This is a genomic window from Exiguobacterium sp. KJ 601 (assembly GCF_027161185.1).
Taxonomy (GTDB): domain Bacteria; phylum Bacillota; class Bacilli; order Exiguobacteriales; family Exiguobacteriaceae; genus Exiguobacterium; species Exiguobacterium profundum.
In genome coordinates, this window is record NZ_JADHZG010000001.1 from 704773 (window position 1) to 727691 (window position 22919).

At 50.6% G+C, this 22919-nt stretch carries 18 protein-coding genes and 1 riboswitch; of the genes, 16 read left to right on the forward strand and 2 right to left on the reverse strand.

The window, feature by feature from the left end; all coding sequences use genetic code 11:
- The first annotated feature begins 196 nt into the window (after positions 1-196).
- The 6 genes from secA2 (at position 197) to IRJ25_RS03665 (ending at position 9724) form a co-directional block, all read left to right on the forward strand.
- Positions 197-2563: an accessory Sec system translocase SecA2 gene (gene secA2 / locus IRJ25_RS03640; RefSeq protein ID WP_264092748.1), complete on the forward strand. Its 2367-nt coding sequence runs from the start codon at positions 197-199 to the stop codon at positions 2561-2563.
- Positions 2563-3366, forward strand: a complete 804-nt coding sequence (locus IRJ25_RS03645) for an SLAP domain-containing protein (RefSeq protein ID WP_264092747.1) — start codon at positions 2563-2565, stop codon at positions 3364-3366. The genes secA2 and IRJ25_RS03645 overlap by 1 nt, the downstream gene beginning before the upstream one ends.
- 133 nt (positions 3367-3499) lie before the next feature.
- Positions 3500-6253: a bifunctional 2',3'-cyclic-nucleotide 2'-phosphodiesterase/3'-nucleotidase gene (locus tag IRJ25_RS03650; RefSeq protein WP_215243782.1), complete on the forward strand. Its 2754-nt coding sequence runs from the start codon at positions 3500-3502 to the stop codon at positions 6251-6253.
- 186 nt (positions 6254-6439) lie between these two features.
- Entirely contained in the window at positions 6440-7882 is a 1443-nt protein-coding gene (locus tag IRJ25_RS03655) for a carbon starvation CstA family protein (RefSeq protein ID WP_196430970.1), read from the forward strand.
- A 95-nt stretch (positions 7883-7977) separates the two neighbouring features.
- Positions 7978-8649, forward strand: a complete 672-nt coding sequence (trhA, locus tag IRJ25_RS03660; RefSeq protein WP_051829405.1) for a PAQR family membrane homeostasis protein TrhA — start codon at positions 7978-7980, stop codon at positions 8647-8649.
- 157 nt (positions 8650-8806) lie between these two features.
- Positions 8807-9724 (forward strand): proline dehydrogenase family protein, encoded by a 918-nt coding sequence (locus tag IRJ25_RS03665; RefSeq protein ID WP_012726871.1) that lies wholly within the window; start codon positions 8807-8809, stop codon positions 9722-9724.
- A gap of 226 nt (positions 9725-9950) precedes the next feature.
- Here IRJ25_RS03665 and IRJ25_RS03670 read toward each other — a convergent pair whose 3' ends face one another.
- Positions 9951-10853 carry an SDR family oxidoreductase gene (locus tag IRJ25_RS03670; protein ID WP_264092746.1) on the reverse strand — a complete coding sequence of 301 codons (903 nt, stop codon included), beginning with the start codon at positions 10851-10853 and terminating at the stop codon, positions 9951-9953.
- Positions 10854-11067: 214 nt separating this feature from the next.
- Here IRJ25_RS03670 and IRJ25_RS03675 point away from each other — a divergent pair, with 214 nt between their 5' ends.
- The 6 genes from IRJ25_RS03675 (at position 11068) to gcvH (ending at position 18122) form a co-directional block, all read left to right on the forward strand.
- Positions 11068-13479, forward strand: a complete 2412-nt coding sequence (locus IRJ25_RS03675) for a 3-hydroxyacyl-CoA dehydrogenase/enoyl-CoA hydratase family protein (RefSeq protein WP_269317802.1) — start codon at positions 11068-11070, stop codon at positions 13477-13479.
- Between the two features lie 18 nt (positions 13480-13497).
- Positions 13498-14670 (forward strand): acetyl-CoA C-acetyltransferase, encoded by a 1173-nt coding sequence (locus tag IRJ25_RS03680; RefSeq protein WP_269317803.1) that lies wholly within the window; start codon positions 13498-13500, stop codon positions 14668-14670.
- Positions 14671-14683: 13 nt separating this feature from the next.
- Positions 14684-16468: an acyl-CoA dehydrogenase family protein gene (locus IRJ25_RS03685; protein WP_159562606.1), complete on the forward strand. Its 1785-nt coding sequence runs from the start codon at positions 14684-14686 to the stop codon at positions 16466-16468.
- Positions 16469-16557: 89 nt separating this feature from the next.
- Positions 16558-17289, forward strand: a complete 732-nt coding sequence (locus IRJ25_RS03690) for a hypothetical protein (protein ID WP_196430967.1) — start codon at positions 16558-16560, stop codon at positions 17287-17289.
- A 47-nt stretch (positions 17290-17336) separates the two neighbouring features.
- Positions 17337-17690, forward strand: coding sequence for an arsenate reductase family protein (locus IRJ25_RS03695; protein ID WP_159562604.1), 354 nt, complete (start codon positions 17337-17339; stop codon positions 17688-17690).
- A 48-nt stretch (positions 17691-17738) separates the two neighbouring features.
- On the forward strand, positions 17739-18122 hold the full coding sequence (gene gcvH / locus IRJ25_RS03700) for a glycine cleavage system protein GcvH (RefSeq protein WP_012726861.1): 384 nt from the start codon (positions 17739-17741) through the stop codon (positions 18120-18122).
- Between the two features lie 39 nt (positions 18123-18161).
- Here the strand turns inward: gcvH and IRJ25_RS03705 are convergent, their stop codons facing one another.
- The gene (locus IRJ25_RS03705) at positions 18162-19217 is read right to left on the reverse strand and encodes a PTS transporter subunit IIC (RefSeq protein ID WP_074036348.1); all 1056 of its coding nucleotides are present in this window, start codon (positions 19215-19217) and stop codon (positions 18162-18164) included.
- A 180-nt stretch (positions 19218-19397) separates the two neighbouring features.
- Here IRJ25_RS03705 and IRJ25_RS03710 point away from each other — a divergent pair, with 180 nt between their 5' ends.
- The 4 genes from IRJ25_RS03710 to IRJ25_RS03725 all read left to right on the forward strand — a co-directional run bounded on the left by IRJ25_RS03710 (position 19398) and on the right by IRJ25_RS03725 (position 22834).
- On the forward strand, positions 19398-19655 hold the full coding sequence (locus IRJ25_RS03710; protein ID WP_084543056.1) for a thioredoxin family protein: 258 nt from the start codon (positions 19398-19400) through the stop codon (positions 19653-19655).
- Positions 19656-20105: 450 nt separating this feature from the next.
- Positions 20106-20212: riboswitch (SAM riboswitch) on the forward strand.
- Positions 20213-20289: 77 nt separating this feature from the next.
- The gene (locus IRJ25_RS03715) at positions 20290-21318 is read left to right on the forward strand and encodes a methionine ABC transporter ATP-binding protein (protein ID WP_269317804.1); all 1029 of its coding nucleotides are present in this window, start codon (positions 20290-20292) and stop codon (positions 21316-21318) included.
- On the forward strand, positions 21308-21970 hold the full coding sequence (locus tag IRJ25_RS03720; protein ID WP_012726857.1) for a methionine ABC transporter permease: 663 nt from the start codon (positions 21308-21310) through the stop codon (positions 21968-21970). The genes IRJ25_RS03715 and IRJ25_RS03720 overlap by 11 nt, the downstream gene beginning before the upstream one ends.
- A gap of 30 nt (positions 21971-22000) precedes the next feature.
- A complete protein-coding gene (locus IRJ25_RS03725; protein ID WP_269317805.1) occupies positions 22001-22834 on the forward strand; it encodes a MetQ/NlpA family ABC transporter substrate-binding protein in 834 nt (277 codons plus the stop codon).
- Positions 22835-22919: the final 85 nt, after the last annotated feature.

A 22919-nucleotide genomic window follows, 5' to 3' on the forward strand; every position in this document is an offset into this window, starting at 1 on the left:
CACGTCATCTCAAATAGTGAATTGAAAATATTTTTACAAATACTTTTTGAAAATTAACCAAAATTTATAGGTTTTCACGTGTCAAAAAACCAACTTTTAGGAAGTTTTCGTAAAAAAGTCTCCGAATTGGTTCGATTTTCGTTATAATAGACGGGTATGTAAGTGATGAATTGATAGAAAGATGGAGGCTATTAGTGTGATCCAATTTGTAAAACAGTTAACGAATGATCAAAGCCGGCGTTTGAAAGCGTACGAACGACGGGTCGCGCGTATTAATGAATTAGAGACAACGATGAAAGCCCTCTCGGATGACGAGATGCGTACATATACGGAGACGCTCAAAGCACGTCTCTTGGATGGAAAAAAAGTGGACGACATCGCGGAAGAAGGGTTCGCTCTCGTCCGCGAAGCGTCAGTCCGTGTGCTCGGAATGCGTCACTATGACGTCCAGCTCATCGGTGGGTTCGCCCTCCTCGAAGGGAACATCTCGGAGATGCCGACGGGGGAAGGGAAGACGCTCGTCGCCGCTTTGCCGAGTTACGTCAAGGCGCTCGAAGGAAAAGGCGTCCACGTCATCACGGTCAACGATTATTTGGCGAGACGTGACGCGGAACAGATCGGGAAGATCCATGACTTCCTCGGGTTGACGGTCGGTTTGAACGTACCAGACATCGAAGCGGACGAGAAGCGTTCCGCATATCAGGCAGATATCACGTATGGGGTCGGGACAGAGTTCGGGTTTGACTACTTGCGTGACAACCTTGTCCATAAGCCGGAAGAACGGGTCCAACGTCCTTTCCATTTCGCCATCGTCGATGAAGTCGACAGCATCTTGATCGATGAGGCGAAGACGCCGCTCATCATCGCGCAGAAGGACCGGTCACATATCCGGTTGAAACAGTTGGCACAACAGATCATTTCTGAGTTCGAGGAGACCGACTACGAGGTCGACCTCGAGTCGAAATCTGCGACGTTCACGGAAGCAGGGATCGTCAAGATTGAAGAGCTGTTCGCCATCGATAACCTGTTCAGCGCCTCACACCAGGTGCTCTATCACTATCTCGTCCAGGCGCTCCGTGCGAACGTCTTGTTTGAGCTTGACGTCGACTATATCGTCCGAGAAGACAAGATTGAACTCATCGACTTGTTCACGGGACGCATCATGGAAGGACGAAGCCTGTCAGAAGGGTTGCATCAGGCGCTCGAGGCGAAAGAAGGCGTCACCATCACCGAAGAGAACAAGACGACGGCGGAGATTACGATTCAGCACTATTTCCGCATGTATCCGCTCGTCGGTGGGATGACGGGGACGGCTCAGACGTCACGTCAAGAGTTCTTGAAGACGTACAACATGGACGTCGTCCAAGTGCCGACGAACCGCGAACGTCAGCGTGTCGACCATCCGGACCGCATCTTCATGACGACCGAGCAAAAGTATGCGGCGGTCACTGAGAAAGTGGCAGAACTACATGCGACGGGACGTCCGGTCTTGATCGGGACGACCTCGATCGCACAATCGGAAGCCATCAGCAAGTATTTGAAGAAGAAGCGGATCGAGCATGACGTGTTGAATGCGAAGACGGTCGCTCAGGAAGCGGATATCATCGCGGACGCCGGTCAATTCGGCAAAGTGACGATTGCAACGAACATGGCCGGACGTGGAACGGACATCACGCTCGACGCAAAAGCGAAGGAAGCGGGCGGTCTCTTCGTCATTGGAACGGAGCGGCATGAGTCAAAACGTGTCGACAACCAGCTCCGCGGTCGTTCGGGACGTCAAGGCGACCCGGGTGCGACCGAGTTCTTCGTCTCGCTCGAAGATGAGATCGTGAAACGTTATGCGGCGCAGAAACTAGAACGCGTGGAGAAGAAGTTGAAGCCGAGTGCGACAGGTGAGGTCTCGTCGAAAGATGCGATCGAAATCATCGAATATGCGCAGACGACGATCGAAGGACTCGGTGTCTCGATTCGAGACTACTTGTTCAAACTCGATGACGTCTTGAACGAACAACGGAATATCATCTATACGATTCGTAACCAGGCCGTCAACGCCGATGCGGACGCCATCACGAAAAACGTCCTCGGCATGATGCGTCTCGCCCTCGAGAATAGCATCGACATGCATGTATCGGATGAACTCGTACCTGAGGAATGGCCAATCGATGAGTTGAAAGAAGACTTGCGCTACTTGACGATGCAGGAGCCGACATGGGCGAATGACATCGCCGATACACGTGAACTGAAGGATGCTTTAAACGACTGGATGGAGACAATCATCGCTACGACGGCGTCACGCCTCGAACAGGATGAAATCGTCCTCTTCGCGAAAGAGTCGCTTCTCCGTGCCGTCGACATGAAATGGACGGACCATTTGACGACGATGAGCGGATTGAAAGAAGGGATCGGTCTTCGCAGCTACGGTCAGGAAGACCCGAGCCGTCAGTTCGGAAAAGAAGGACTCGAAATCTTCGAACAGACATATATCAATATCGCACGAGATGTCACGACGGAACTATGCCAGCTCGACCGCTACTTCGCCGAGATGGCAGAGGAGGAAGTATAATGCTAGGATTTCGTAAACGTAAACAGATTGAGACAGGAAATAAAGAGGAAGGGCGCCAATTGACGCTCGTGATCGACGATGCGATGGGGATCCCGAAAGAGGACGAGTACGTCTTCCGTTATCATGCGAAACGACTCCCGCCACTTCTCGACAATCAGCTCTCGATTGAGTTGTTGAATGCCGAATCGCTCGGGCATGACTTGTCGATCGTGGCGTTGTTCCGCAACACGCTTCCGAGCTCGTTCGAGATCAACGAATTGCCGGTCCTCTTGTTAGACGCAAATAACGTCCCGATCGGTCGGAAAGTCCTCGGACGTTCTGAATTGCCGAGCTTTGAGGCGTGGACGAGCAAACCGGTCTACTTGGACTTCTTCTTAGATGAGATGTTCGGAGAAATAGAATCCTACGACTCGCTCCGACTCGTCTTCCAAATGAACCCGATTGACCCGCTTCAGCCCGTGTCATCGGAAGAAGAAGCGAAGTTCTCGAAGAGTGCATGGCAACAGCTCATGCGGACGAACATCTCGACACCGCCAGTCGGAGAGAACGAGTTCAACTTGATGCTCGTGTCGGTGGAGAAGGAAGAGACAGACGTCACGGCGACGATTCTCCTTCGCAACGGCTACGACCGCCACTTGAACGTTGAGAAACTCCCGCTTGAACTCGTGAGTGGGGAGGACGTGGTCGGCTTCACGATGATTCGTCTCGAAGAGTCGGTCTACGGGAAACATGCGTACCCGGTATCAGTCACATTTGAAGAAATTGACGGAGATGGACCGTTTACTGTTCGTATCAAACAATAATAGGATGATAGACCTAATTTTTGTAAAGGGAATTAGGTCTATTTTTATACAAAAAATTAATAGGAGGGAAAGACAGCTGGTGTTATATTGAATATGGTTAGACAATTATCAACCAGAAAAAGGGGACAATCACATGAAAACCGCATTGAAATGGTCGATCGCGACCGCGCTCGTGTTACCAACCGTTTTGCCGCTACAGGCACCGAACGTCTTGGCAGAAGTGGACGAGGATATCGTCAAGCTCCGTTTCTTAGAGACGACAGACTTACATACGAACATCACGAACTACGACTACTTCCAAGACAAGGTCGATAACACGATCGGATTGACGAAAGTCGCGACACTCATCAATGAACATCGTACAGCCGCTGGGGAAACGAACACATTCTTGTTCGATAACGGGGATACGATTCAGGGGACACCGTTCGGCGATTACGTCCGTGAGAGCCAAGCTGGAAAAAATGAAGCGTTCGAACATCCGATGTACAAGGCGATGGCGGCACTCAACTACGATGCCGTCACACTCGGGAACCATGAATTCAACTTTGGTCTCGAATTCTTATACAACGCGATGGAGGGGTCGAAAGGGAAACTGCGTTTCGTCAACTCGAACGTCAAAGATTTAGAAGGCAACCCGATCGTCTCGAAGTTCAACGTGGATGGACAAGAGGTCCAAATCATCGAACGAACGGTCACAGACCTGGATGGGGAAACACATACGATCAAAGTCGGCGTATTCGGAGTCGTCCCTCCGAAAATCATGTCATGGGATTCGGGGAACCTTCAAGGTCGTGTGACGGCAGAGGATATCATCCCGTCCGCACGTGAAGCAGTACAAAAATTAAAAGGCCAGGGAGCGGACGTCGTCGTCGCCCTCGCGCACTCAGGGATTGGTGACAGTGCAGCGCTCGCGGATGAGCAACTCGACAGCGAAGAGAACGTCGGTTACGCACTCACGAAGATTGACGGGCTCGACATGGTCATGACGGGACACCAACACGGTCGCTTCCCGGATGCGAAAGGCATGTTCGCTTCGTTCCCGAACGTCGATATGACGAAGGGGACAATCAATGGCAAACCGGTCGTCATGGCGAACAACCAAGGGAAGGACCTCGGCGTCATCGACTTTGAACTTGAACTCGTAGATGGGAAATGGCAAATCGTTGATGCGTCAGCAGCACTCGATACGGTGACGGCTGATACGGCGGTCGACCCGACGATTCAAGCGTTGATCGAAGACGACCACTTGGCGACAATCGACTATATCAACCAACCGGTCGGTGAGATTCAAGATGACATCCAAAGCTACTTCGCACTGGTCCGTGACGACGCATCGGTTCAGTTCGTGACGAACGCACAGAAGTGGTATGTCGAGAAAGAACTCGAGACGAACCCAGAACTTTCTGCTTATAAAGAGTTACCACTCTTGTCAGCAGGCGCACCGTTCAAAGCGGGTGGTCGTGAATTGACAGATGCGAGCTACTATACGAATATCCCGAAAGGGCAAATTGCTTTGAAAAACGTCGCGGACCTTTACGTGTATCCGAACACGCTCGAAGTCGTCAAAGTGACAGGAAAAGATGTCATGGATTGGCTCGAGATGTCAGCGGGTGCGTTTGACCAAATCGAAGAAGATGGCGAAAACTTACTCAACCTTCAATTCCGTAGCTACAACTTCGATATTCTCGACGGTTTGACGTATGAGATCGATGTCACGGGTCCTGCGATGTTCGATGTCGGCGGGAAGCTCGTCAATGCGAACGCGAACCGCGTGAAGAACGTCGAGTACAACGGACAACCGATCAAAATGGACCAAGAATTCTTGGTCGCGACGAATAACTATCGCGCGGGTTCTTCATCGTTCCCAGGTCTCGGTGGCGGGAAGAACATCGTCTATCGCTCAGCGTATGAGACACGTAACGTCATCTCGGACTATATTGTGTCGAGTGGCAGTAACTTAGACTACAAAGCCGACAACAACTGGAAGATTGTCGCGGATGCGAAACGTTCGGTGACATTTGAAACAGCGGATGCGGGTAAGCAGTACTTGAACCTTTACGAAGGTATCGAAGCGACGGACGCGACGCGTGAAGATGCGGCAGGTCGCCTCTTCCGGACCTATACGGCAGAGCTCGAAGTGGCGCCAACTGACTTGACGCTCGCGGTCGATGTCATCAAACCGGGTGCAAAAGTCGTGACTGGGAAGACGGCTCCATCTGCAAACGTGACATTAAAAGATGGCAAAACGGTTCTCGCGACAACGACAGCCGATGCAGAAGGCATGTACCGTTTGACGGTCAAACCGCTCAAACTCCGTCAGTCATTGACGATTGAAAGCGAATTGAATGGGAAGACGATGACGGAAACGAAAGTCGTCGGTGCAGGTTTTGTCGGAACGCCAGCTATCTCGAAACGTTTGACGTACACGAATACAACCGTGTTGACTGGAAAAACGACGGAAGGGGCTACGCTCGTCCTTAAACGAGACGGGAAAAAAGTAGACTATGCGAAAGCTGACGAGAATGGGAACTTCACATTCAAGAGAAGTACAGGATTCTTTGCAGCAAAATATGAAATCGAAGCGAAAGATGTATCAGGAAAAGTAGTCAAGACAACATCATTCGAGTTAAAAAATGGATCAATCGTGACACCGAAGACAACGAAAGGTGTGAAGGCCGGCACACGCGCCTTGATCGGGAAAACAACACCGGGTGCGACGGTCGTCTTGAAAGACGCGAAAGGCAAGCAAGTCGCCAAAGTACAGGCGAGCTGGACAGGAACGTACACGTTCACGTTCAAAAAAGGCCTTACGAAAGGGACTTACAAAGTCATCGCAAGCGGATCGAACGGTTCTGGTGCAAAACAATCGACTCTCAACTTGAAATAAGTACGGAACGGCGTCCAATTTGGGCGTCGTTTTTTGTCGAATAAAAGTGTCTAAAATGTGAATGAAAGCCCTTACATTATCATTAACTCTTATGTATAATCAAACATGTAATCGGTTACATGACACGTGTAAACCGAAGAGCTGATGGGGTTTCGGCTACATATGTACGGAAAAGGGGACTGACAGATGATTACATTCTTCGTCGCACTCGCACTACTTTTGGTCGGGTATTTGGTATACGGTCGTTACGTTGAGAAGACGTTCGGCATCAAGGAAGAGCGGACGACGCCCGCCTATGCGTCTCAGGACGGCATCGACTACGTGCCGATGGGCAAAAAACGGAACTCGATGATTCAATTGCTCAACATCGCCGGTGTCGGACCGATCTTTGGACCGATTATGGGGGCGCTCTACGGACCGGTCGCCTTCCTTTGGATCGTCTTCGGATCGATCTTTGCCGGTGCGGTTCATGACTATTTGACAGGAATGATTTCCCTTCGAAACAACGGGGCACACTTGCCACAACTAGCGGAGAAGTTTCTCGGACGTTCGCTCCGCCATATCGTCAACGGGTTTGCACTTTTACTTTTACTTCTTGTCGGGACGGTGTTCGTCACGTCTCCGAGTAACATGATCAACAACTTGTTCGATGGGAATGCAACGACGCTCACCATCGTCATCTTCGCTGTGTTCGCTTACTACATCTTGGCGACGCTTCTCCCGGTCGATAAGATCATCGGACGCATCTACCCGTTCTTCGGGGCACTACTCGTCATCAGTGCCATCGGGATCGCGGTCAGTTTGTTCGCTCAAGGATACAAGATTCCAGAGATGACATTGACGAACATGCATCCGGACGGCTTGCCGATCTGGCCGCTCCTCTTCTTTACCATCTCATGTGGGGCGCTCTCTGGTTTCCATGCGACACAGTCGCCGATCATCTCGCGGACGACGATGAAAGAAAGCAACGGCCGTGAAATCTTCTACGGCATGATGATCGCCGAAGCGGTCATCGCGATGATTTGGGCTGGAGCGGCGATGGCCATCTTTGAGCCGGGTGAATTGCTTGGACTCATCAGTGCGGGCACTCCGGCACTCGTCGTGCAAGAAGTGGCGACACTCATGCTCGGCAGCATCGGCGGCACGCTCGCGATTCTCGGAGTCATCGTCTTACCGATCACGTCAGGCGATACGGCATTCCGTAGCGCACGGATGATTATCGCAGACTACATGTCGATCGCACAGAAGAAGTTCTCGTCACGTCTTTGGATCGCACTTCCACTTTTCGCGATCTCATACGTGCTCACGAACATGGACTTCCAAATGCTTTGGCAATACTTCAACTGGGCGAACCAGACGACGGCGGTCATCGCACTGTTCGTCGGGGCGATGTACCTTTACATTAAAGGGAAAAACCACTACATCGCGCTCCTTCCGGGGACGTTCATGTTATATGCAGTCTGGTTCTACATTTTGACGGCGCCGATCGGCTTCAAGCTGGACGGAGTTCTTCCGTACGTCATCTCGACACTCGGAACGTTAACGCTTCTCGTCTTGTTCCACAAACGGGCACGCGCGATGCGGGCAGCACAAATGGAATGTGACGTTCCGGTGAAAGAAGTCGCATAATCTCGACACGGGCTAATCGGTAGCCCGTGTTTTTGATTGCGTTAAAATCGGGAAATGTCCATACTAGAAGGAACAGTTACGGAAGGTGGGAGCACATGAAACAAGAACAACTCAAAGAGATGCTCCATGCCGACACGCTCGGGGAAGAAATTGCGAGCGCGATCACGCACGGCTTAGGAGTCATCTTCAGCATCGTCGCCCTCGTCTTGCTCGTCATGAGCGCCACAGAGAGTGGGAGCACGTGGAACGTCACCGCGGTCAGTGTATTCGGGGCATCGATGATTTTACTTTATCTCTTCTCGACACTCATGCACGCCATCCCGCATCCACGGGCGAAACGGGTGCTGCAAGTGTTCGACCACGCGGGGATTTACTTACTCATCGCCGGAAGTTATACACCGTTTGCGCTCGTGACACTTCACGGGACGCTCGGTTGGACGCTATTCGGAATCGTTTGGGGTGTCGCGATTCTCGGAATCGTGTGGAAACTGTTTTCGACCGGCAAGTACATGTGGGTGTCCAATGTGACTTACCTCGCACTCGGTTGGATCTGCATCATCGCCATCCGTCCGTTATATGAATCACTCGGTCACCAAGGGTTCATGCTTCTCCTCGCAGGGGGGATCGCCTATTCGGTCGGCATCGTATTTTATGTATGGCAAAAACTGCCGTTCAACCATGCCATTTGGCACCTGTTCGTCCTAGCGGGAAGCGTGTTCATCTTCCTCAGTATTTTACTCTACGTCGCACCTTCGACAAGCCTATAAGACAGCCGTCCTACGGGGCGCCTGTCTTTTTTGAAAAGTTGGGAAGAAAGTGCTGCAAACGGTTACAAAAATACAGACGAAATGACGTTTGTGTGTCATAATAATTGCAGACATCATCATAGAGATAGATGGGTGTAAAAGTAAGGGGGAAAATCAGATGGAAAAAGTGTTGCGCGATGGATTTATCTACATGTCACAAAACAAAACACTCAACAGTTTGGCAAAGAAATATGGCCTACGATTTGGTGCATCACGCTTTGTAGCAGGGGAAGACTTTAAGGCTTCTGTCCCGACGATTCGCGAACTCAATGCGAAAGGATTGTCGGTCACGGTCGATCATCTCGGGGAATTTATTAAGACGGTCGAAGAGGCGAATACGAATCGCGACGAGATCATGCGTGCGATTGAAATTATGGCAGAAGAGCAATTAGACGCCTATATGTCACTCAAGCTGACATCACTCGGATTCGATATCTCGGACGAGTTGATTGAAGACAACATGCGTCAAATTTTGACGGTCGCACAACGAGTCGGGGTCTTTGTGGCCATCGATATGGAAGATGAGCAGCGTTGTGAAAAGACGCTCGAATTGTTCAAAAAGCTGAAGTCTGAATTTGACGGTCTTGGAACGGTCATCCAGTCGTACTTGTACCGCTCGGAAGATGACATCAATCATCTTGCGCCGCTCAAGCCGAACCTCCGCATCGTCAAAGGGGCATATAAAGAGCCGGCGACGGTCGCGTTCCCTGAAAAAGAGGACGTGGACCATAACTACGTGAAGCTCGTCAAACTCCATCTTGCGAACGGGAACTACGCATCCATCGCGACACACGATGACCATATGATTGACGCTATTATCGAGCACGTCAAAGAGAACAACATTCCACTCGACCAGTTCGAGTTCCAGATGTTATACGGCATCCGCGTCGAGCGTCAACTCGAGCTCGTGCGCCAAGGATACAAAGTCCGTGTCTACGTGCCATACGGTCGTGACTGGTACGGTTACTTCATGCGCCGTCTCGCAGAGCGCCCGGCAAACGTGGCGTTCGTGTTAAAGGGAATGGTGAAGAAATAAAATGAGCACGAACATCCGTCGAGGATGTTCGTGCTTTTTGATGTATGGATAACGTCGATGCGTTCGGTCTTCTATGTAGCGGAGGTGTTACGATTTCTTGTTCTCGTCCTCACTTACCCAAAAATCTGGACCGATTTGATCGGACAGCCAAAAGAAAAGTTCCTGATGTTCTTCTGGATGCACTGCACAAAAAGAAGACTCAGCTACGAACTGAGTCTTCGATCAATTATCCATTAATCACGGTTCCACCATTTACGTGGATGACTTGACCACTGACGTATGTCGAATCATCGCTTGCGAGATAGACATACGCCGGTGCGAGTTCGGCCGGTTGCCCCGGTCGTTTCATCTCTGCTGAATCGCCGAACGATTTCACCTTCTCCGCGTCAAACGTTGAAGGGATGAGCGGTGTCCAAATCGGTCCCGGGGCGACCCCGTTGACGCGAATCTTCTTGTCCGCCAAGTTTTTGGCGAGCGAGCGGGTGAATGCCGTGATGGCACCTTTCGTCGACGCATAGTCAATCAATTGGTCGTTTCCTTCATAGGCTGTGATCGAGGTCGTATTGATGATGCTCGCTCCTTCTTTTAAGTAGGGGAGCGCTGCTTTCGTTAAGTAGAACATGCTGAAGATATTCGTGCGGAACGTCTTCTCGAGTTGATCGTCCGAGATGTCGAGAAGCGATTCCTGCGGATGCTGCTCAGCGGCGTTGTTGACGAGGATGTCGATATGACCGAATGTTTCAAGCGTCTCCTCGACGACTTGTTGACAGAACGAAGATTCCCCGATGTCTCCTTGAAGCAAGAGGCAGGCTTGCCCTAAATCTTCAATCCGTTCTTTTGTCGCTTCCGCATCCTCGAGCTCGTTTTGGTCTTTATAGACGATGACGGAGTTCGCACCTTCATGGGCGAAGAAGATGGCGACCGACTTTCCGATCCCGGAATCCCCACCGGTGATGATCGCGACCTTGTCTTTTAACTTGTCACTTCCTTTATAGTCTTCCCGTTCATAGATCGGGAAAGGTTCCATCTTCGAATCGATTCCCGGTTGGTGCGACTGTTCTTGGGCTTTCTTCTTAAACGACTCAAAGTCCTTTCGGCTACCGACAGTGTTTAAACGATTATCATGCATGTATACATTCCCCTTTCTAAATTTGACTCTTGTTGTCTATACCACACACATTAAAAACTAATCGTTCATTCAAAAAATGGAATGAAATTGAAAAATGAACGCTTGCGAATGAATGTTCATTCATTTATGATAGAAGAGTAAACACGATGGTGATTGCGATTTTTTTTACGCGTGAAATGAATCACTATTCATTCTCATTTTAGGGGGGAACACTATGACGAGTCACATCGAACAATCAACCGACCTCCGTTTGACGAACTCAATTCGTTTTGCGGTCGTCATCGGTTCAGGAGTAATGGGGGCGGGGATTGCGGCTCACTTGGCGAACGCGGGGATTCGTTCGCTCATGCTCGACATCGTACCACGTGAATTGACAGCCAAAGAGGAAGCGAAAGGGTTGACGCTCGAGTCGCCGGAAGTACGCAATCGCATCGCCTCAGAAAACCGTCAAAAGCTATTGAAACAAAATCCAGCACCACTCGCGACAGCGGAACATCTCAACTTCATCGAAGTCGGGAACTTAGAAGATGACTTAGAGCGTTTGAAAGAAGCGGATTGGGTCATCGAAGTCGTCGTCGAACGTCTCGACGTGAAGCAACAACTCTTCGAGAAGATTGCACCTTACATCCGTGAAGACGCGATTCTCAGCTCGAACACGTCAGGGATCTCAATCGAAGCGATGGCAAGTGCCCTTCCGGAAGGATTGAAATCACGCTTCCTCGGCACGCACTTCTTCAACCCACCGCGTTACTTGAAGTTGCTCGAACTCATTCCGACGGAGAAGACAGCCCGTCCGGTCATCGACTTCATGTCACGTTTCGCTGAAGATCGTCTCGGCAAAGGTGTCGTCGAAGCAAAAGACACACCGAACTTCATCGGGAACCGGATTGGGACGTATGGTCTTCTCGTCACGTTTGAAGAGATGCTCAAGCAAAACGCTTCAATCGGAGAGATGGACTCGATCACAGGTCCACTCATCGGTCGTCCAAAATCAGCGACCTTCCGCACACTCGACGTCGTCGGAATCGACACATTCGTCCACGTGGCGGGGAACGTCTACGAGACACTCGAATCAGGGGAAGAGAAGGACACGTTCGACGTTCCGACAGAAATGAAGCAACTCGTTGAAAAAGGTTGGATCGGACAAAAGGCTGGTCAAGGCTTCTATAAGAAAGAAGGCAAGGTCATCCAGGAGTTGAATCTTCAGACGTTCGAATACGAACAATTGAAAGCGATTACAGGTCCTGAGCTCGATCAAATCAAGTCACTTCCTGGCTCGAAAGCAAAATTGAAAGGTGCCATCTTGAACAAAAGTCGCGTCGGCCAATTGCTCTGGCCAATCACGGCGAAGACGCTCGCTTACTCGGCACGTCTCACTGGTGAAATCGCCGATACGATCGTTGCGATTGACGATGCGATGAAGTGGGGCTTCGGTTGGAAGTTTGGACCGTTCGAGATGTGGGATGCCCTCGGTGTTGAGAAATCAGTCGAGCGTATGAAAGCGGAAGGCTATGACGTCCCGGCATGGATCGATGAGATGCTTGCTGCAGGCAATACGTCATTCTACAAGGAAGACCAGTATTACGATAAAGCGTCGAAGACGTATGTCGAGAAGACCGTCAATCCGAAAGAATTGAAACTTAAGCCGTTCGCAAAATCAAACGGCATCATTTTAGAAAATGGTGGCGCACGCCTCGTCGATATCGGTGATGACGTGGTCGCACTCGAATTCACATCACCAAACAACGCGATTGGTGTCGACATCATGCAGATGATCGAACAGTCGATCGATCGTGTCGAGCAAGACTTCAAAGGAATGGTCCTTGCCAACGACGGCAAGAACTTCTGTGTCGGTGCGAACCTTGCGATGATGCTCATGGAAGCCGAAGACGAGAACTGGTTCGAACTCGATTGGATCATCAACAAGTTCCAACAAGTCGTTCAAAAGATTCGTTATTCAAGTCGTCCGGTCGTTGCTGCACCGTACGGTATGACGCTCGGTGGTGGAACGGAAATCAGCTTACCGGCAGCCCGTATGCAAGCCGCACTTGAGACATACATGGGTCTTGTCGAAGTCGGTGTCGGCCTCATCCCTGGTGGGGGCGGAAACGTCAACACGTACCGTCGACTCCTTGAGCAGACACCAAAATCGATGCAAAACATCGAGAAGGCTGCGCAACAGACGTTCGAGAACATCGCGATGGCGAAAGTATCGAAGTCGGCATTTGATGCGAAAGCACTCGGTTACCATCGTGCGGTCGACGGCATCTCGATGAACCGCGACCACTTGACGTTCGATGCGAAACAAACGGTCCTTGAACTGGCTGACGGGTACACGGCACCGGTTCGTGAGAAGTTACCGGTCGTCGGTCAAACAGGTAAAGCGACGCTCGAACTCGCGGCGTACGAAATGTTCTACGGTGGTTATATTTCAGAGCACGATTTGAAAATTGCGAAGAAACTCGCACACGTCATCAGTGGTGGCGACTTGGCATACGGTACGCTCGTCGATGAGCAGTACTTCCTCGACATCGAGCGCGAAGCTTTCTTAAGCCTCATCGGGGAGCCGAAGTCACAACAACGGATGCAACACATGCTCGTGAAAGGCAAACCACTACGGAACTGATAAAGGGGGACAATACAGATGAGGGAAGCAGTCATCGTAGCCGGCGCACGGACGCCGGTCGGAAAAGCAAAACGCGGATCGTTCCGTAACGTTCGTTCGGACGAGCTCGCGGGATATGCCATCAAGGCAACGCTTGAGCGTTCAGGATATAAAGGCCCGATTGATGACGTCATCATGGGTTGTGCGATGCCAGAAGCGGAGCAAGGGATGAACATCGCTCGCTATGCGGCGGTCCGGGGGGAACTGTCACACGAAGTTCCAGCGATTACCATCAACCGCTACTGCTCGTCAGGCCTTCAAGCCATCGCGGACGCGGCGGCCAAAATCATGATCGGTCAAGCGACGGCAATCATCGCCGGCGGTATGGAATCGATGAGCCAAGTGCCGATGGGTGGTCACGTCATCCGTCCAAACCCACACATCATGGAGACGGCACCAGAGTACTACATGAGTATGGGGCATACGGCAGAACGTGTTGCAGCCGAATATAACATCTCGCGCGAAGACCAAGATGCGTTCGCCATCAACAGTCACCAAAAGGCGGCAGCGGCTATCGCAGGTGGCAAGTTCCAAGAAGAAATCGTTCCTGTGACGGTCATCGAGCACGTACTCGGTGAAGACGGTAAAGTCGCGGAAGTGGAGAAAGTCGTGAAGCATGACGAAGGTGTCCGTGCCGATTCGACGATCGAAGCACTCGGAAAACTCCGCCCGGCCTTCAAAATCAAAGGGTCAGTCACAGCAGGTAACGCTTCACAAGTATCAGACGGAGCAGCAGCTGTCCTCGTCATGGACCGTGAAGAAGCAGAACGTCAAGGATTGCAACCGATGGCCAAGTTCCTCTCGTTCGCCGTCGGCGGTGTCCGTCCAGAAGTGATGGGAATCGGTCCAGTCGTCGCCATTCCGAAAGCACTCGAGATGGCTGGCGTGAAATTAGAAGAAGTCGGATTGTTCGAGTTGAACGAAGCGTTCGCGAGCCAGTCACTCGGTGTCATCCGTGAACTCGGAATCGATCCATCGAAAGTGAACGTGAACGGCGGCGCTATCGCCCTCGGTCACCCACTTGGATGTACGGGAGCAAAACTTTCAGTCTCGATCTTGCATGAGATGAAACGACGAAATGAGAAGTATGGGGTTGTCACGATGTGTATCGGCGGCGGAATGGGCGCGGCTGGTGTCTTCGAATTACTTTAAGGGGGAATCGGATATGGAACGTACAGAACATGAATTGATTAAAGGCGGTAGCTTTGTCATTGACGCACTCGACGCGGAGCGTCTCTTCACACCAGAGGATTTCTCAGATGAGCATAAGATGATTGGTGACACGACGGCTGGATTTGTCGATGACCGCGTCATGCCAGTCCTCGAGCGCATCGAGAAACACGAGTTCGACCTCTCTGTCGAATTGTTGAAAGAAGCGGGCGAGCTCGGTCTTCTCGGAGCAGACGTTCCTGAAGAGTACGGCGGTTACCAACTCGATAAAATCTCATCTTCAATCATCACGGAGCGCTTCGCGAAAGCACGTTCGTTCGCACTCAGCTACGGCGCACACGTGGGGATCGGGACGCTCCCGATCGTCTTCTTCGGATCAGAAGAGCAAAAGCACAAGTACTTGCCAAAACTCGCGACAGGCGAATGGATCGCGGCTTACGCGCTCACTGAGCCAGGCTCAGGGTCTGACGCCCTCGGTGCGAAAACGACAGCTGTCTTGAATGAGGCGGGCACGCACTACGTCTTGAATGGTGAGAAACAATGGATCACAAACGCCGGCTTCGCGAACGTGTTCGTCGTCTATGCGAAAATCGATGGCGACAAGTTCAGTGCCTTCATCGTCGAGCGTGACTTCAAAGGAGTCTCAACGGGCGCAGAAGAGCAGAAGATGGGAATCAAGGGATCGTCGACACGTACGCTCATCCTTGAAGATGTCGAAGTACCAGTCGACAACCTTCTCGGTGAAGTTGGAAAAGGTCACGTCATCGCCTTCAACATCTTGAACGTCGGTCGTTACAAACTCGCAGTCGGAGCAGTCGGTTCTTCAAAACGTGCATTCGACCTCTCGGTTCAATATGCGAACGAGCGTAAACAGTTCAAGACACCGATCAGCCAATTCCCACTCATCCAAGAGAAATTGGCGACGATGGCAGCGAACATCTATGCGATGGAAAGTTCAGTCTATCGTACAGGTGGTTTGTTCCAGGATAGCTTGGACGCACTCGGTGATGAGAACATGCGCGACGGATCGAAAGTCGCACAAGCGATCGCAGAATATGCGATCGAATGCTCACTCAACAAAGTCTTCGCTTCTGAGACGTTCGACTATGTCGTTGATGAAGCCGTTCAAATTCACGGTGGATACGGATTCATGGCAGAGTATGAAGTCGAGAACCTCTACCGTGACTCACGGATCAACCGTATCTTCGAAGGAACGAACGAGATCAACCGTTTGATCGTCCCAGGTACGCTCCTCAAGAAAGCGATGAAAGGTGAATTGCCGCTCCTCGCAGAAGCGCAAAAACTTCAAAAAGAGCTGATGAGCTACATGCCACAAGAATTGGATGGCTCACCACTCGCTCGCGAGAAGATGCTCCTTTCGAACATGAAGAAAATCAACTTGATGGTCGCGGGTACAGCTGTACAGAAGTATCAACAAGACCTTCAAAACGAACAAGAAATCTTGGCGAAGATTGCAGACATGATCAGTGCCATCTATGCGCTTGAAGCAGCCATCGCTCGTACGGACAAAGCGATTGCCCGTTCAGGCGAAGAGAAGAACACGCTCAAAGTCCGCTACACTGAAATCTTTGCGGAGCAAGTGTTCAAGCAAGTCGAACTCATGGCGAAAGAAGTGTTGTACGCAGCGGCGTCTGGCGACGAGCAACGTATGCTTCTCTCGGCAATGAAGAAATTCAGCCGCTACCAGCCAATCAACGTGATCGGCACGAAGCGCGAAGTCGCAGCGAGCCTCATCAAAGCGAACAAGTTTATCGTCTAATCAAATTGACAGAAAGGGTGGACTGGACGCGGTCGATCCTTTCTTTTTTTGAGCTCTGCCACGTACAATAGAGACGAGGGGGAGAGATGATGACAAAACGAGATGTATTACTCGACCGGATGGAACGCATTGGACGGTCCGTAGCCGAACGGGACGGGACGCTCATGCTGCTCGCATTGGGGTCGATTGGACAAGAGACGGAGCGGTTGGATGAGTATTCGGACCTCGATTTCTTTTTGATTGTCGAGGATGGGCAGAAGGCGCGCTTTATCGATCGACTTGACTGGCTCGAGATCGAACCGCTTCATTATCAGTTCCAAAACACGAAGGACGGGCATAAGATCATGTACCATGATGGCATTTATGGTGAGTTCGCCGTCTTTGAACTGCATGAAATGGCGACCATCGCCTATACGCCAGGACGTGTCGTCTGGCGACGGGACGAGGCGCTCGAGGTATTTGCGACACCACGCCTCGAAATCACCCGTGAAACAGCGGCTTATTATTATGAAGAGGCGTTGACGAACCTATACGTCGGCTTGCTACGTGAACGTCGTGGCGAAACGCTCGCGGGATTCGAGCTCGTCCAAGTCGCAGCTGTTCAGAACGTCTTGAAGGCAATCGGTGAACAAGGGGACCCGTTCAATCCGACACGCCGGGTCGAGTCGAGACAGCCCAAGATGATTTCTTTCCTGTTGGGCGGGGTATTAGGATATGGCAAGTCAGGCGTCGCAGCCTCGACTATCTTACGTTTTATCGAAGAACGCTATGTGGTCAACCCAACGATGAAGCGAGAGATTGAACGGTTGCTTGAGACGTGATTTAAATTCTCTAGGTGTGCTACATTGAGGAAAGAGGTGATGAACAGATGGTGACACTATACGGCTATCCACCATGCAGTACATGTAAAAAGGCAGAAAAATGGTTGAAGGAACAAGGCATCGAGTATACATACATCCATATCGTCGAATCGACGCCGACGAAAGAGGAACTCGCCGAACTGTGGAAACAATCAGGTCTACCACTCAAAAAGTTCTTTAACACGAGCGGGCAAGTCTATCGGAACGAAGGCATCAAAGACAAGCTACCGAATCTATCAGAAGACGAACAACTCGAGCTATTGGCGAGCAATGGTATGCTTTTGAAGCGACCAATCGTCACAAATGGTGAAAAAACGACCGTCGGATTTTCAGAAAAGTCCTTTACGGACGTTTGGGGCTAAGTGCTATAATACAGATGTGAGTCTAATTTATTTGAGGGGGAAGTTAGGATGAGCAAAGTACCAGCAAATTTACGTTATTCAAAAGAACATGAGTGGGTAGAAGTAAATGGAACGAAAGCCCGCATCGGCATTACGGATTTCGCACAAAGCGAACTAGGGGACATCGTGTTTGTCGAACTCCCAGAAGTCGATGGTACGATTTTGCTCGACGAGCCATTCGGCTCAGTCGAATCAGTGAAGACGGTCTCTGAGTTGTATGCACCGGTATCTGGTCGCATCACGGCAGTGAACGAGGACCTCGCGGATTCTCCAGAACTCGTCAACGAGTCACCGTTTGAAAACGCATGGATGATTGAAGTCGAGTTGACGGAAGAGTCAGACCTCGACAAACTCATGTCTGCAGAAGAATACGAAGCGATGATTCAAGGATAATCAAAGCCGGCTTCTCCATTGGAGAAGCCGGCTTTTTGTTTACTCGAAATCGAGTCGGTAATGATCGGATTCGACGAGAGTCGTCCGTTCAAACACACGGTAGAAGAAGATTCCGAGTGCGACGGGAATCAGGCCGAACAAGACGATGACGAGCAGGACGTTGAAGAGAGCGAATCCACCCGGCATGAGGTGAAGGGCGTTCACCGGACCGATGAGACCTGACACACCGAACCCGGCGCTGATTGGTGTTCCTTCAATTTTTAGAATCCCTGCGAGCGCACCGAGAATCGCCGCATTTGCCAAAATGGGAAGCATCATGATGGGGCGTCGGACAAAGTTCGCCATCTGAATCTTCGGAGAGCCGAGGAAATGGGCAATCGATGTGCCGGTCGCGTTTGCCTGCCATCCGGCGATCGCGAGACCGAATCCGGCAGCGACGACCCCGAGGTTCGCCGCACCAGCCGCGACACCGGACAAGCTGATGGCTGTCGCAATCCCGACAGTCGAGATCGGCGAGACGATAATGAGTGAGAACGCCATGGCGATCAGAATTCCCATGAGGACCGGTTGCAGGTCAGTCATTGTCATGATGAGTAGACCGATATACGTCGTGATCTGGGAGATGTACGTCAGTAGGAAAGTACCGATGCCTCCTGCGACGACAATGATGGTCATCGGCATAACAATGACCGTATACGTTTTCAAGTGGGGAGCGAGTTTCATGACAAGAAGTGTAGCGATTGCAGCGGTAACACCAGCTGTGATCACGTCCCCGATGCCGGCCATCACAAAAGCCCCTTCGTCGATTCGGACGGCACCGCTACCGACATACGTCGCAATCGCGATGGTCCCGGTTTCGAGAATCGATCGTCCGAACTGCATGGCGACCGCTAGCCCGATAATGGCTGGCAGAAGCCGCATCGCAATTGTCGTCGCATCCAATATGAATTGAAGAGACGGAAAATACGGAAGTATGGCTTTCGTTAATTCACCGAGCAAAGCGCTCGGGATGAGGGCGATCAGAATTGCCATGCTGAGACCGTTTAAGACGTTCATCGTGAACTGTTTCATCGTACCTGTTGCTTGTTCCGTCATCATTCATTCACCTGTCCTTCTTCTTTGCTGTTATGTACAAAAGCGATAAAGTTAGAACCCATATTATTCCTCTCTACAGAAAGAGTCAAGAGAATCATTGAAAAATTCTGAAATTTCATCAAAGCACGATTTTTGAATGAGAATCCATCGCCCCTTATAATGACAAGAGAGGTGAGAAGAATGATTACAGACGGATTCTTATATATATACGCCCCGATGTGTGGTACATGCGCTGTGGCGGAAAAAATGTTGACGGTCGTCGAAGCGGTCGACCCTGAAATTAAAATCGAAAAGCGAGATGCGAACTATATCCCAAAAGAGCTAGAAGCCTACCAAGTGATGAGCGTACCCGCCTTGTTGAAGCTTGAAAATGGCGAGGTTCAAGATCGATTGTACGCGTTTCAGAATGTGCAACATGTCCTCTCTTTCATGAAATGAGAGAGGAACATTAGAATAATCTGAAAATTTTAAATAATCAGTTGACACAGAAAGTTCACGAATGGTATATTCATTACAACATCTTACTTGAACACAAAATAGGACGCGATATTCCCGATATCAAGACGTTTTGGCGAAGCCGCTGCTACCTTTATACGAATACACGTCAGTCTTCCCTTCGATTGTCCCCCAAAAAAATCAAGCGAAGAAAGACGTTCCGTATAATTGCACGGTCCAAGCCAAGATCGAGTGATGATTGGTGAATCTCCCCCATGTAAGGATGTAAATCTTGAACGGGCAAAAGATTTTCATCTATGGGCTGTCCTTCCGTGACTCAAGGTGCTACGTTCTGTGTCGTCCTCGGACGGCACCTTTTTTTAATTTTTTTGAAAAAAGGATTTGACAGCAGAAAAAGCTGTCGCTATGATAAAGCTAATCGAATACACAACACTCTTATCAAGAGAGGCTGAGGGACTGGCCCTATGACGCCCAGCAACCGCGGAGCAATCCGAAATGGTGCTAATTCCAGCAAGGTGAGAAACCTTGACAGATGAGAGCAATCGTTGTCCGTACGATAAAGTGCGCACGTTTGCTCAAACGTGCGCGCTTTTTTTGTTGTCAGGAGGGAAAGGTATTGATTCAATTACGAAACGTCGCCAAATGGTTCGATACGAAGAATGGTCGTGTCCAGGCGGTCGATGATGTGTCATTAACAATTGATCGCGGTGAAATTTTTGGAATAATCGGATATTCGGGAGCGGGGAAATCGACGCTCATCCGATTACTCAACCGTCTCGAGTCACCGTCAAGCGGTGAAATCGAGGTCGCCGGGAATGAGCTCACGAAGCTCAGCCCGAAAGAACTACGAGGGGTTCGCAAGAACGTCTCGATGGTCTTCCAGCACTTTAATCTTTTGTGGTCGCGCACGGTCGCAGAAAACATCAGCTTCCCACTCGAACTGATCGGGGTACCGGCAAGTGAGCGGAAACGACGCGTCCAAGAACTCGTCGAGCTCGTAGGTTTGGCTGGTCGTGAGGACAGCTATCCATCGCAACTGTCGGGCGGTCAAAAACAGCGAGTCGGGATCGCCCGCGCGCTCGCTACAAATCCTGAGGTTCTCCTCTGTGACGAAGCGACAAGCGCGCTCGACCCGAAGACGACGGATTCGATTCTCGAACTGCTCGTCAGCATCAATAAGAAGCTCGGATTGACGATCGTCCTCATCACGCATGAGATGCATGTCATCCAAAAGATTTGTCACCGTGTCGCCGTGATGGAGGCCGGAAAAATCGTTGAGACCGGTCAAGTCTCGGACGTGTTCCAACATCCGGAGCAACCGATCACGAAAGAATTCGTCAAGCAAATCGGGGCGGTCGACGATCTATCGCTCACGTTCGAACACCTTAAAGAACGGTATCCGAGCGGTCAAATCGTCAAATTGAAATTCTTGAACGAGACGGCAGAACAACCGATTTTGTCTGACGTCCTCAAGACGCATGACATCGGATTCAACATCATCGGCGGGAACGTGACCCAGTCACAAGTCGGTGCGCTCGGTACGCTATTCATCCAACTGATTGGGGAAGCAAGTGAAATCGATCGTGCCATCGCGTCGATTCGTTCGCAATCCGTAGAAGTGGAGGTGGAAAGCGATGTTTCCTAACGTAGATTGGCAAATTATGATGGAGCAGACTTGGGAGACGTTATACATGACGCTCGTCGCAGGTGTGGCGACGTTTGTGATCGGACTGGCTTTAGGTTTGATTCTCTATATTACAAACGAATCGCTTTTATTGAAGAATCGTCCGATTTACGTCTTCGTCAGCGCGATCGTCAACGTGTTTCGTTCGATCCCGTTCATCATCTTAATTATCTTACTCATCCCGTTCACGTTGTTCCTACTCGGTACGATGCTCGGTTCGACGGCGGCGCTTCCGGCACTCATCATCGGAGCGGCACCGTTCTATGCTCGGATGGTCGAACTTGCGCTTCGTGAAGTCGACCGTGGGGTCATTGAAGCGGCCGAATCGATGGGAGCGACAAAATGGCAAATCATCTACAAAGTCTTGATTCCAGAAGCTCTTCCGGCAATCGTATCGGGACTCACGGTGACCATCGTAGCAATCGTCGGTTACACGGCGATGGCGGGGGTCGTTGGGGGTGGCGGACTCGGGAACTTAGCCTTCTTGGAAGGATTCCAACGCTCACAAAACGACGTCACGTTCGTGGCGACGGTGCTCATCTTGATCATCGTGTTCGTCATCCAATTCATCGGTGACCGACTCGTCACAAAGATAGATAAACGTTCAGCATAATCACACATATACCATTTGGAGGGATTCATTATGAAAACTTGGAAAACAGTACTCGGATTGACAGCATTATCAGCATTCACGGTTCTCGCGGCTTGCGGCGGGGAAGAGGCAGAAACAGGTTCTGGCGATGACAAAACATTGATCGTTGGTGCGTCAAACGTACCGCACGCTGAGATTTTAGAGCACGTACAAGAAGAATATGAAGCAAAAGGTTACAAACTCGAAATCAAGAAGTTCCAAGACTACGTGCTTCCGAACAAGACGCTCGCGAGCGGGGAGCTCGATGCGAACTACTTCCAACACGAACCATACCTCGAGTCACAAATGGCTGAGAACAAAGACTACAAATTCGCATCAGCAGGTGGCGTGCACATCGAGCCGATCGGTGTCTACTCACAAAAATACAAATCGCTTGACGAGCTTCCTGAAGGAGCGGAAATCATCATGAGCTCATCGGTCGCTGACCACGGACGAATCCTTACGATGCTCCAGTCAGAAGGTCTCATCACGCTTGCGGAAGGCAAAACGGTCGATGCGACAGTCGCTGACATCGTCGACAACCCGAAAGACTTGAAATTCAAGACGGACGTGGAAGCAGCACTTCTTCCAACGGCTTACAACAATGGAGAAGGCGATGCGGTCCTCATCAACACGAACTATGCGATCGATGCAGGTCTCAACCCACTCGAAGATGCGATTGCACTCGAAGGGGAAGATTCACCATACGTCAACTTGATCGTCACGCGTGAAGGGGACGAAGAAGACGAGCGCGTCAAGGCACTCCTCGAAGTATTGACGTCTGAAGAGACACAACAGTGGATCTTGGACGAATACAAAGGTGCGGTCGTACCGGTCAAACAATAAGTCATTTCGACTCAGGAGACTTCCTCCTGGGTCTTTTTTTGTCTAGTGTTCTTTCATAAAGAGAAGTACACTACATATATGAAAG